Origin of the sequence: Pseudomonas mohnii (genome assembly GCF_900105115.1) — a bacterium.
GTDB lineage: Bacteria > Pseudomonadota > Gammaproteobacteria > Pseudomonadales > Pseudomonadaceae > Aquipseudomonas > Aquipseudomonas mohnii.
The window spans coordinates 2,511,058-2,522,500 of sequence record NZ_FNRV01000001.1 but is presented as its reverse complement, the minus strand read 5'-3'; the positions used below and the strand labels follow the sequence as shown (position 1 = coordinate 2,522,500).

Genomic DNA, 11,443 nt, shown 5'->3' with positions numbered 1-11,443 from the left:
AAACCGTATGCGTACAAGCAGTGGGAGCAGACTTTGTTCTGTGACTGCGTACCTTTTGTATAATGGGTCAGCGACTTATTTTCAGTGGCGAGCTTAACCGAATAGGGGAGGCGTAGCGAAAGCGAGTCTTAATAGGGCGTCTAGTCGCTGGGAATAGACCCGAAACCGGGCGATCTATCCATGGGCAGGTTGAAGGTTAGGTAACACTGACTGGAGGACCGAACCGACTACCGTTGAAAAGTTAGCGGATGACCTGTGGATCGGAGTGAAAGGCTAATCAAGCTCGGAGATAGCTGGTTCTCCTCGAAAGCTATTTAGGTAGCGCCTCATGTATCACTGTAGGGGGTAGAGCACTGTTTCGGCTAGGGGGTCATCCCGACTTACCAAACCGATGCAAACTCCGAATACCTACAAGTGCCGAGCATGGGAGACACACGGCGGGTGCTAACGTCCGTCGTGAAAAGGGAAACAACCCAGACCGTCAGCTAAGGTCCCAAAGTTATGGTTAAGTGGGAAACGATGTGGGAAGGCTTAGACAGCTAGGAGGTTGGCTTAGAAGCAGCCACCCTTTAAAGAAAGCGTAATAGCTCACTAGTCGAGTCGGCCTGCGCGGAAGATGTAACGGGGCTCAAACCATACACCGAAGCTACGGGTATCACTTAGGTGATGCGGTAGAGGAGCGTTCTGTAAGCCTGTGAAGGTGAGTTGAGAAGCTTGCTGGAGGTATCAGAAGTGCGAATGCTGACATGAGTAACGACAATGGGTGTGAAAAACACCCACGCCGAAAGACCAAGGTTTCCTGCGCAACGTTAATCGACGCAGGGTTAGTCGGTCCCTAAGGCGAGGCTGAAAAGCGTAGTCGATGGAAAACAGGTTAATATTCCTGTACTTCTGGTTATTGCGATGGAGGGACGGAGAAGGCTAGGCCAGCTTGGCGTTGGTTGTCCAAGTTTAAGGTGGTAGGCTGGAATCTTAGGTAAATCCGGGATTCTAAGGCCGAGAGCTGATGACGAGTGTTCTTTTAGAACACGAAGTGGTTGATGCCATGCTTCCAAGAAAAGCTTCTAAGCTTCAGGTAACCAGGAACCGTACCCCAAACCGACACAGGTGGTTGGGTAGAGAATACCAAGGCGCTTGAGAGAACTCGGGTGAAGGAACTAGGCAAAATGGCACCGTAACTTCGGGAGAAGGTGCGCCGGTGAGGGTGAAGCACTTGCTGCGTAAGCCCACGCCGGTCGAAGATACCAGGCCGCTGCGACTGTTTATTAAAAACACAGCACTCTGCAAACACGAAAGTGGACGTATAGGGTGTGACGCCTGCCCGGTGCCGGAAGGTTAATTGATGGGGTTAGCTAACGCGAAGCTCTTGATCGAAGCCCCGGTAAACGGCGGCCGTAACTATAACGGTCCTAAGGTAGCGAAATTCCTTGTCGGGTAAGTTCCGACCTGCACGAATGGCGTAACGATGGCGGCGCTGTCTCCACCCGAGACTCAGTGAAATTGAAATCGCTGTGAAGATGCAGTGTATCCGCGGCTAGACGGAAAGACCCCGTGAACCTTTACTATAGCTTTGCACTGGACTTTGAATTTGCTTGTGTAGGATAGGTGGGAGGCTTTGAAGCGTGGACGCCAGTTCGCGTGGAGCCATCCTTGAAATACCACCCTGGCAACTTTGAGGTTCTAACTCAGGTCCGTTATCCGGATCGAGGACAGTGTATGGTGGGTAGTTTGACTGGGGCGGTCTCCTCCTAAAGAGTAACGGAGGAGTACGAAGGTGCGCTCAGACCGGTCGGAAATCGGTCGTAGAGTATAAAGGCAAAAGCGCGCTTGACTGCGAGACAGACACGTCGAGCAGGTACGAAAGTAGGTCTTAGTGATCCGGTGGTTCTGTATGGAAGGGCCATCGCTCAACGGATAAAAGGTACTCCGGGGATAACAGGCTGATACCGCCCAAGAGTTCATATCGACGGCGGTGTTTGGCACCTCGATGTCGGCTCATCACATCCTGGGGCTGAAGCCGGTCCCAAGGGTATGGCTGTTCGCCATTTAAAGTGGTACGCGAGCTGGGTTTAGAACGTCGTGAGACAGTTCGGTCCCTATCTGCCGTGGACGTTTGAGATTTGAGAGGGGCTGCTCCTAGTACGAGAGGACCGGAGTGGACGAACCTCTGGTGTTCCGGTTGTCACGCCAGTGGCATTGCCGGGTAGCTATGTTCGGAATAGATAACCGCTGAAAGCATCTAAGCGGGAAACTAGCCTCAAGATGAGATCTCACTGGGACCTTGAGTCCCCTGAAGGGCCGTCGAAGACTACGACGTTGATAGGTTGGGTGTGTAAGCGCTGTGAGGCGTTGAGCTAACCAATACTAATTGCCCGTGAGGCTTGACCATATAACACCCAAGCAATTTGCTGACCTGAAAAGGCACCAGATTGCGGTGTGTGAAGACGCAATGAACCGAAAGTTCGCAACGATTCACAAAAGCCGCACAAACTATCGCATACCCAATTTGCTGAAGCGTCGAAAGACGGTTCGGTACCCGAATTTCTTGACGACCATAGAGCATTGGAACCACCTGATCCCATCCCGAACTCAGCAGTGAAACGATGCATCGCCGATGGTAGTGTGGGGTTTCCCCATGTGAGAGTAGGTCATCGTCAAGATTAAATTCCGAAACCCCTATCTGCGTATGCAGGTAGGGGTTTTGTTTTTGGCGCAAGAAAAGCACGATTAATCACCGCAGAAATTTGAACAGTTATTTTTGATTCAGGGCACTAGAATAGGTCCAACTTTTTCGGAGCCAGAGCCCTTATGCCAGATCCGGTTGACGCCTCCGGGCTGTCAGATTTACCACTGGGCGATTTGGTGGCGTGTCATGAATGCGACTTGCTGATGCGCAAGCCCAAGCTTGCCCATGGCGAGAAAGCCCTGTGCCCGCGATGCGGGTACGAGCTATACGCCTATCGACACAACGTGGTGCACCGCAGCCTGGCTTTGGTCATCGCGGCGCTTTTGTTATACGTCCCCGCGAACTTTTTACCCATCATGCAGCTCAATCTACTCGGGCAGTCATCGCAAGATACTGTCTGGAGCGGTGTTTTGGGCTTGTTCAATTCGGGTATGCAAGGCGTTGCCGTGATTGTGTTCCTGTGCAGCATGGGTATACCGCTGCTCAAGCTGCTGTGCCAGCTGACGGTATTACTGAGCATTCATTTTGATGTCGGCCGCAGTTACGGTTTGCTGCTTTACCGTATTTATCACCATTTGAGAGATTGGGGGATGCTCGAGGTTTACCTCATGGGTGTACTCGTCGCCATCGTAAAACTGGCAGATATGGCAGCAATGACGATAGGTATCGGGCTGGCCTGCTTCGTTGCTTTGCTGTTGGTTCAAGTCTGGCTGGAGGTTGTAATGTCGCCTCACCAGATCTGGCAGGCTTTATCAGGAGAGGATGCCCATGCGGGCGATTGATGCAGGCATTCTGATTTGCGCCGAATGCCATGAGTTGAACAAGCAGGAAGCTGATGCCGATGAGCAGGTGTGTACTCGCTGTGGTGCCATAGTGCATGCCCGCCGTCCGAATAGCCTGATGCGCACTTGGGCGTTGCTGATTACTGCTGCCATTCTCTATATACCCGCCAATGTGCTGCCGATCATGACCGTGAGTTCGCTGGGCAAGGGTGACCCCAGCACTATCATGTCCGGCGTGATCCAATTGGTTCAGCACGGCATGATCCCTATTGCCGCCGTGGTTTTTATCGCCAGTATCCTGGTACCCACGTTCAAACTGGTGGGCATTGCACTGCTGCTGTATTCCGTACAGCGTCGTCAGCCACTTTCAGCCCGCCAACGTATATGGATGTACCGCTTCATCGAGTTCATCGGCCGCTGGTCGATGCTCGATATTTTTGTGATCGCCATTCTGGTGGCGGTCGTGAACTTCGGGCGACTGGCCAGCGTCGAAGCCGATCTTGGTGCCATAGCCTTTGCCAGTGTGGTCATCCTGACCATGCTGGCTGCAGTAACTTTCGATCCCCGACTGATTTGGGATAACACGGAGTCGGACGACGACCATGACTGATTTGCCAACAGCGAAAACCCGACCGGCCTCGAACTGGTCAGCCATTTGGGTACTCCCCCTGATCGCCCTGATCATCGGTAGCTGGCTTGGCTGGCGTGCTTATTCCGAGACTGGCATCGAGGTCCAGGTGCGCTTTGAAAGCGGCGAAGGCATTCAGGCCAACAAGACTGAAGTCGTCTACAAAGGCATGCCGGTCGGCAAGGTGAAAACGCTCAAACTCGATGATGAAGGAGCCTCCAAGGGCGTAATTGCCACCGTCGAAATGAATAAGGACGTGGAGCAATACCTGCGGACCAGCACGCGATTCTGGTTAGTCAAGCCGAGCGTAACCCTGGCCGGGATCACTGGCCTGGAGACCCTGGTTTCGGGCAATTACGTCGCGATCAGTCCCGGGGAAGGTGAGCCCGCGCGCAAATTCAAGGCCCTGGCCCAAGAGCCGCCGCTATCCGACGCCCAGCCCGGGCTGCACCTGACGATCAAGGCAGATCGCCTGGGCTCGTTGAACCGCGGTAGCCCGGTGTTCTACAAACAAATAAAGGTCGGCCAGATCAAAAGTTACGTGCTGTCCGAAGATCAGAGCACTGTTGAGCTCAAGGTCTTCATTGAGCCGACCTACGCCAAATTGGTGCGTAAACACACGCGTTTCTGGAACGCCAGCGGCATCAGCATCGATGCCAATCTGTCGGGCGTGAAGGTGCGCAGCGAGTCTCTCGCCAGCATTGTCGCGGGTGGCATTGCGTTCGCCACTCCGGAAAATCGCAGGGACAGCCCGCCCACGGATCCGAGTCTGCCATTCCGTCTCTATGAGGACTTCGATGCCGCTGCGGCCGGTATCAAGGTCAAGGTCAAACTCAGTGACTTCGAAGGTCTGCAGGCCGGTCGTACGCCGGTCATGTACAAGGGCATTCAGGTTGGCACACTCAAGGCGCTCAAGGTTGACGCTGATTTGGCGGCTGCGAGCGCCGAACTGACGCTGGATCCTTTGGCTGAAGACTACCTCGTCGATGGCACTCAGTTCTGGGTGGTCAAACCGTCGATCTCGCTCGCCGGCATCACGGGGCTTGAGGCGCTGGTCAAAGGCAACTACATCGCCGTGCGTCCCGGGGATAAAGGCGCAGCGCCGCAACGCGAGTTCGTCGCGAGGCCCAAGGCGCCGCCGCTGGATTTGCGTTCGCCGGGTCTGCACCTGGTGTTGTTCACCGAGAACCTTGGTTCGCTGGAAGTCGGCAGCCCTGTTCTGTACAAGCAGGTCAAGGTCGGCTCGGTACAGAGCTATCAGTTTTCACGCAAGAAAAACCAACTGGTGATCGGTGTCCACATCGAGAAGGAATACGAAAACCTGGTCAACGCGTCGACCCGATTCTGGAATGCCAGCGGCATTACCCTGACGGGTGGGCTGACCGGAGGTATTCAAGTCAAAAGTGAGTCGTTGCAAAGCTTGATGGCGGGCGGCATTGCCTTTGAAACGCCGCAGGCCAAGGCGCCTTTGCAAAAGCGGATTCCTCGTTTCCGGTTGTTTGCCAGTCATGATGAGGCTACGCAAAAAGGCGAGGTGATCACGATCAGGGTCGATCGCGCCGATGGCTTGCGCGCCGGTACACCGATTCGTTTCAAAGGGCTGGATGTCGGCAAGATTGAAGGCGTCGACCTCACGGATGACCTGCAATCGGTGCTTATCACCGCGCGACTCACTGAAGTGCCTGAGCGCATCGCCCGCGTCGGTAGCCAATTCTGGGTGGTCAAGCCCGAGCTGGGCTTGATCAAGACCTCTAACCTGGAGACCTTGGTCACCGGGCAATACATCGAGGTCCAGCCAGCATCAAAGAACCTTGGTCCGCAGAAAAACTTCACAGCCCTGGCCAGCCCCCCCGAGAGCGCCAAGGTCGAAGCCGGGTTAAGCCTGGTATTGAGCGCTGCGCGGCGTGGTTCACTGAAAGCCGGTGTGCCGGTGACGTACCGTGAAATCACGGTCGGCAAAGTGACCGGGTATGAACTGGGTCAGACCGCAGACCGCGTGTTGATCCACATTCTGATCGAGCCGAAATACGCGCCATTGGTTCGCAGCGGCACTCGCTTCTGGAACACCAGTGGTTTTGGTCTTGATGTCGGGCTGTTCAAGGGGGCGACTCTTCGTACCGAATCGCTGGAGACCATGATTCAGGGGGGGGTTGCATTTGCCACTCCGGATGGCGAACGCATGGGTACTCCGGCGCGGGCGGAGCAGACGTTCCCGCTGTTCGACAAGTTCGAAGAGGAATGGCTGACCTGGGCGCCGAAGATCTCTCTCGGTAAGTAGTCTGGATCTGCCTTAACCCTGTACCCAAATGAAAAGGCCGCGATCCTGAGGATCGCGGCCTTTTTTGTTGTCATCAATTCAAGCGTCAGACCGCGTCCAGCTCCGGCTCGTCCGCTTCAGCATTGATGCTCGCCTTTACCTGATCATGACGACGGATGTACTTCCAGTCCGCCTCGTCGATGTAGATGCCAGCGGGGCCGCTGCCGCCTTCCAGGTCGATAGCGACACTGGCGCAGACCTGTGGCTTCACACTTGCCAGGATCGGTACGAAGCCCAGTTGCAGGCTGGTTTCCAGCAACGCTGCCTGGTTCTTCTCGTCGATGTCCGCCGCCTCGTCGAGGTAGTACGGCAAGCGCACACGGCCGGCCAGGTCGCGGTCCATCAAGTGCAGCAACAAGTACATGTTGGTCAGCGCCTTGATGGTCATCGTGGTGCCGTTGGACGCGGCGCCGTCGATGTCGGTGTGGATCACCGGTTGACCGTTGACCTTGGTGATCTCGAACGCCAGTTCGAACAAGTCCTTGAGGCCGAGCTGGTTGTGGTTCGCCGCCACCAGGCGTGCCAGGTATTCCTTGGCCTCTTCGTTCTTGTTGTCCTGTTCCGCGCTCTGGCTCAGATCGAACACCGACAGGGTTTCGCCTTCTTCGTACTGACCGGCGCTGTGGATGATCTGGTCGATGTGCTTGAGCGCTTCCTTGTTCGGCGCGAGCACGATGCGGAAGCTCTGCAGGTTCGACACCTGACGTTTGTTGATCTCGCGGTTGAACAACGCCAACTGGTGCTCGAGGCTGTCGTAGTCGCTGCGGATGTTGCGCAGGGTGCGGGCGATGTCGGTAACAGCGGCGCGACGTGCCTTGCCCAGGGTCAGGGCTTCGTCGGTGCGGTGCGCGTAAGCGTTGATCAACAATTGCAGGCGCCGCTCCATATCGTCTTCGCTGTCGAACTTGGCCACGCCCTTGAGACGCACCTGCGCGTACAGCGCTTCGATCTGGCCGTCGGCGCGAAGCAGACCTTGCCAACTGTCCTGATAATCGTTGAGCAGCGGCAACAGGTTATCCATGGAATCGTCGACCGGGTCCATGAACGGCGTGCCGAAAGGCAGGTCCGCCGGCAGCAACTGACGGCGGCGCAGGGCGTCATCGAGCGTGCGTTGCTTGGCTTCCATGTCGGCGATCTGCCGGCCGACCAGTTGCAGCTTGGCCGACAGTTGCTGCACGCGTTCGGTAAAGGCATCGCTGGAGCGCTTCAATTCGTCCTGCGCGGCTTCCATTTGAGCCAGCTGCTCAAGCTTGTCGCCTTCTTCGGCGCTCAGGGTTTGCGCGCGACGGAAGTCTTCCAGGGCCTTCTGCGCATCCAGCACTTGCTGGTACAGCGCTTCGGTCTGGGTCTTGCTCGCGGCGCGGTCAGCGGCCACGGCTTGCTGGGTTTTCAGTTGCTTGAGTTCTTTGTCCAGGCGCTCTTTCTGGTCGCGCAGTGCCGCACGGTCAGCCAGGGCCTGCAACGCCGGTGGTTCGATGTGGGAGATGTCGATGGACAGCCCCGGCACTTCGAAACGCTCGCCTTTGAAGCCGTCGAGGATCAGTTCTACGGATTTGACCCAGTCGCCGTTGTCGTCGAGCGCAATGCCGTGCTCGCCCAGCGGCAGGCTGAACAAGGCACTATTGAACAGACGCATCAAGCGTTCGACGTCCTGTTGTGAGAACTCTTCGCGCAAGCGGGCGTAGCTGTTGTTGTCGGCGTGATCGAGTTGCTGCTTGACCGACTTCAGGCGTTTTTCCAGATCCCGCAAACGCTCTTCCAGATCCTCGGCGCTGAATTGTCGCGACTGCGCCAGCGCACCGGCCAGTTCATCGTGGGCGTCCTTGGCCGCGAGCAATTGCTGCTCCAGCACCTTGACGTCATCGACCAGGGCAAAGCGATGCTTGAGCACCGACAGCTCGCCGAGCCAGCGCTGGATGCCGGTAATTTCCCGCTCCAGACGCATCAGTTCCTGAGTGCCGCCGCGTTGATCGTTTTGCAGTTCGTCCTGCTCGCGACGGTAGTGTTCGGCCTGGATCGTCAGCTCTTCCTTGCGTGCGCCAGCGTAGTCTGACCAAGTGCCGAGCAAAGAGTCGAGCAAAGGCGAAATCCGGTGCAGTTTGCCACGCAGGATGTCGCGCTGTTTCACGCCGTTGGCCAAGGCTTCGACCAATGGGCCGGCGGCGACCAGCGAGTTGTAGTCCTGCTCCATGCGTCGTACATCGCGGAAGGCTTCTTCGCACGCCGCAATGTAATCCACGCTACCGGAACGCAGGCTGTGTTCGAAGGCATCCAGGAACAATTGCTTGAGCTTGGCCGCTGTGATTTCACGCATGTGTAGCAAGTTGATGAACAGGGCGCGGAAGGTCTTCAGGCTCTGCTCGCTGGTGGAGCGCAGCGGGATCAGCGTCAGGTCCAGCGGGATCGAGGTGTGGCCACCGACCAGCAAGCGACGCAATTCATCCGGCTTGAGCTCGTAGGCTTTCAGGCCCTCGCGTTCAAGGTTGGTGAACAGTTCCTTCTGACGCAGGCAGGTATCGTTTTTCTGATAATGGGCCAGGTCCAGTTTGCCGGCATAGGCAAAGAACTGGTGACCGAAACCGCCGCCCGGACCACGACCGACCACGCCGATCACGTGCGGACCGTGGGGCAGGTTCACTTCGACCAGGATGTAACTGGTGTCCGAGGCAAAATAGAAGCGCCGGGATTGTTCCAGGCTGTACTTGCCGAAACTCATGTCCGACATGCGCGCCAGGATCGGGAACTGCAAGGCGTTGATCGAGGCGGATTTGCCCAGGTTGTTCGCGCCGTAGACCGACAGCGGTTCTTCCAGCGGGAACAGCCCGAGGCTGTAGCCGGCGGTGTTCAGTAGGGCAAAGCGGCGGATGCCGTAGCGTTCCTTGCTCATGCGTCGAGCTCCTGTTCTTCGGCGATGGCACGGGCCAGTGCGTCTTCTTCGCTTTCACCATCGAATTCGCTCAAATCGAGCGGGTCGTCGGTCTGCAGTAGCTTTTCATCGCTGTCTTCGTCGATCAGCACCGGTGCCGGCAGTGGCAGCACGCTGTGCAGGCTGGCCGCCAGATCACGGTCCTGTTGAACCGACAGGCACACATCGAGGAAGCGGTGCATCGGCGGCAGGAAGCGGTAGACGCCGTTTTCTTCACTGGCGAAGCCGAGCTGGGTCATGCGGCGCATGATTTTTTCTTCCAGTTCGTCCTGGGTCTGCACTTCAGCCTGGATGAACAGGTCGCGATACTTCTCGAGCAACGACGGCAGTTCATCACGGCCGAGGCTGCCGCCGTCGAGCACGGCGATCGGGTCGCGGCCCTGGTCGGCCAGGTGCTCGACGAGGATGAAGGTGAACAGTGCCAGGCGCTGGGCCGTCTTGTTCACCGCCGCCGCAGCGAGGTCCGGCACGAAGTAGTAGAAACCACGGGTGTCGCAGATCAGTTCAAAGCCCAGCGCCTTGAACAGCGTGCGGTACTGGTCCTGAAAATTCGACAACTGCGCGTACAGCTCTGGATCGCGACGGCTGACGTGGTAGCCCTTGAACAGCTCGCGAAAGATCGGCGCCAGCTGAGACAGTTCGGATAGATCAAGTTGCATGGGGAGTACTGGCATGGAGGGTGCTCGCAGAATTCTCGGAGGCATCAGGACCGGCCGAGAGCAGGGCGAAGGAGCGCAGGCTGACCTGGTGCTCGTGTGTGAAGTAATCGCGGCGTTCCAGACGTTCGCGCTTGAAGCGTTTTTCCCGCGACAGGCGCGAGAACCAATACAGCAGCTCGTCGGTGGCGCCGTCCGGTTCCTGCTCCAGCAGCCAGGTCATCAGGTCCGGCATCGGCAGGGCGTCTTCGCACCGGTCGAGCATCTCCCGGACCGTGCGTGGCGCACGCGGGGCATCGCCGCCCTTGTGCGTCTTGTGTGCCTTGGGGAAACGCGCCGGTTTCGGCTCGAAACGGGCCAGGGCGTAAACATAGGCCTCGACCTGACTGGCACTGCCGAGGAATGTGCTTTGCGGCCGGGTGAACATCGGCATCGCGGCTTGTGGCACGGCGTCGATACCCTTGCGGCGAATCATCGACAGGGCCAGCGCCGCTCCACGGGTCACGGCGTTGTGACGGCGGGCTTCTTCACGCAGCGGCAGCAGCAGTTCGCGGGCGTGACGCAGGGTCAGTTGCGCACTGGTCTGCATTTCGAGGATTCGCGCGTGGGTGCGCAGCAGCATGTCGTCATCAACCAGATGGCCGAGGCGTTGCTGCTCGGTGAGCATGCGCAGCAGCACGTTTTCGACCTTGCGCACACCCTGTTCGAAGGCGCCGTCGGCGTTGACCAACTGAATCATCGGCTCGACGTATTCGTCCCAGGTCGCCAGGACTTCAGCGTAACGCTGGCGCAGCGGGATCTGCCGGTCGCTGGTCTTGGCCCGCTCGGCAACGGCCACCAGGGCCTGTTCGTCGTTGGCGAGCTTTTTCAATACATCGCGTACGCGCATGTCCAGCAGACGCAGTTGGCGCGCCAGATCATTGCCGTCGCGGATGTCGAAGGCGTCCTGGATGTAGCCGGCCAGGCGTTCGAGATGACGCAAATAGGCTTCGATCTCCAGACACAGGCCCAGACGGTGTTCACGGCGCAGGTAAGCGAGGAAGTCGTGGATCTGCGCGTTGAGCTCGAACCGGTTCGGGCTTTTCGCCACGGGAACCAGAATGTCGAGGCGAATCCACACGTCCAGCAGACTGGTGATGTCCTGCGGCGTACTGTCGAGTTGCTGGGCGGCCAGCTGTGAACGCAGTTCGTTGAGGCTCAGTGTGCCTTGGTCGAAGTGCTCGCACAGTGGCTCCAGAAGTGCCCAGTGTTCAGCGAGGGCGCGTAAGACGCGCTTGGGTTCGATCATCGGAATGGCCGGCTGGTTGGCGATTAAAAGCCGAGATTGTACTGCATCGGGACCGATGCTATTCACTCTCGGGACGGACTGTCGCTTTTCTAACGATCAACTGCGGGCGATCTTGAGCGAAGGGCGGTAGAATCACCGCACTTTAGTTATCCACAAGTGG

The 11,443-nt window shown here is 57.5% G+C and carries 6 protein-coding genes and 2 rRNA genes (1 of these 8 cut by a window edge); 5 read left to right on the top strand and 3 right to left on the bottom strand.

The features are described from left to right. From BLV61_RS11790 to BLV61_RS11770, 5 genes are all read left to right on the top strand, one after another. Positions 1 to 2,389, top strand: a 23S ribosomal RNA gene (locus BLV61_RS11790); it begins 503 nt to the left of the window's first position. Between the two features lie 155 nt (positions 2,390 to 2,544). Next, a 5S ribosomal RNA gene (gene rrf, locus BLV61_RS11785) occupies positions 2,545 to 2,660 on the top strand. 148 nt (positions 2,661 to 2,808) lie between these two features. Continuing rightward, complete coding sequence (locus tag BLV61_RS11780; protein ID WP_047533263.1) at positions 2,809 to 3,468, top strand: paraquat-inducible protein A; 660 nt, start codon at positions 2,809 to 2,811, stop codon at positions 3,466 to 3,468. Next, positions 3,455 to 4,078: a paraquat-inducible protein A gene (locus BLV61_RS11775; RefSeq protein WP_047533260.1), complete on the top strand. Its 624-nt coding sequence runs from the start codon at positions 3,455 to 3,457 to the stop codon at positions 4,076 to 4,078. Before BLV61_RS11780 ends, BLV61_RS11775 begins: the two co-directional genes overlap by 14 nt. Then, positions 4,071 to 6,374, top strand: coding sequence for a PqiB family protein (locus tag BLV61_RS11770; protein WP_090465109.1), 2,304 nt, complete (start codon positions 4,071 to 4,073; stop codon positions 6,372 to 6,374). The genes BLV61_RS11775 and BLV61_RS11770 overlap by 8 nt, the downstream gene beginning before the upstream one ends. Positions 6,375 to 6,459: 85 nt before the next feature. Here the strand turns inward: BLV61_RS11770 and mksF are convergent, their stop codons facing one another. The 3 genes from mksF to mksB are packed head-to-tail and all read right to left on the bottom strand — an operon-like array spanning position 6,460 to position 11,283. Further along, on the bottom strand, positions 6,460 to 9,300 hold the full coding sequence (gene mksF, locus BLV61_RS11765) for an Mks condensin complex protein MksF (protein ID WP_090465106.1): 2,841 nt from the start codon (positions 9,298 to 9,300) through the stop codon (positions 6,460 to 6,462). Next, positions 9,297 to 9,998 carry an Mks condensin complex protein MksE gene (mksE, locus tag BLV61_RS11760; protein ID WP_047533252.1) on the bottom strand — a complete coding sequence of 234 codons (702 nt, stop codon included), beginning with the start codon at positions 9,996 to 9,998 and terminating at the stop codon, positions 9,297 to 9,299. The genes mksF and mksE overlap by 4 nt, the downstream gene beginning before the upstream one ends. Continuing rightward, positions 9,988 to 11,283 (bottom strand): Mks condensin complex protein MksB, encoded by a 1,296-nt coding sequence (gene mksB, locus BLV61_RS11755; protein WP_047533249.1) that lies wholly within the window; start codon positions 11,281 to 11,283, stop codon positions 9,988 to 9,990. The genes mksE and mksB overlap by 11 nt, the downstream gene beginning before the upstream one ends. Between the last annotated feature and the right edge of the window lie 160 nt (positions 11,284 to 11,443).

Coding starts and splice junctions, on each gene's coding strand:
- mksE (WP_047533252.1), bottom strand. CDS start 9,998: ATGCAACTTGATCTATCCGAACTGTCTCAGCTGGCGCCGATCTTTCGC.
- BLV61_RS11775 (WP_047533260.1), top strand. CDS start 3,455: ATGCGGGCGATTGATGCAGGCATTCTGATTTGCGCCGAATGCCATGAG.
- BLV61_RS11780 (WP_047533263.1), top strand. CDS start 2,809: ATGCCAGATCCGGTTGACGCCTCCGGGCTGTCAGATTTACCACTGGGC.
- mksB (WP_047533249.1), bottom strand. CDS start 11,283: ATGATCGAACCCAAGCGCGTCTTACGCGCCCTCGCTGAACACTGGGCA.
- mksF (WP_090465106.1), bottom strand. CDS start 9,300: ATGAGCAAGGAACGCTACGGCATCCGCCGCTTTGCCCTACTGAACACC.
- BLV61_RS11770 (WP_090465109.1), top strand. CDS start 4,071: ATGACTGATTTGCCAACAGCGAAAACCCGACCGGCCTCGAACTGGTCA.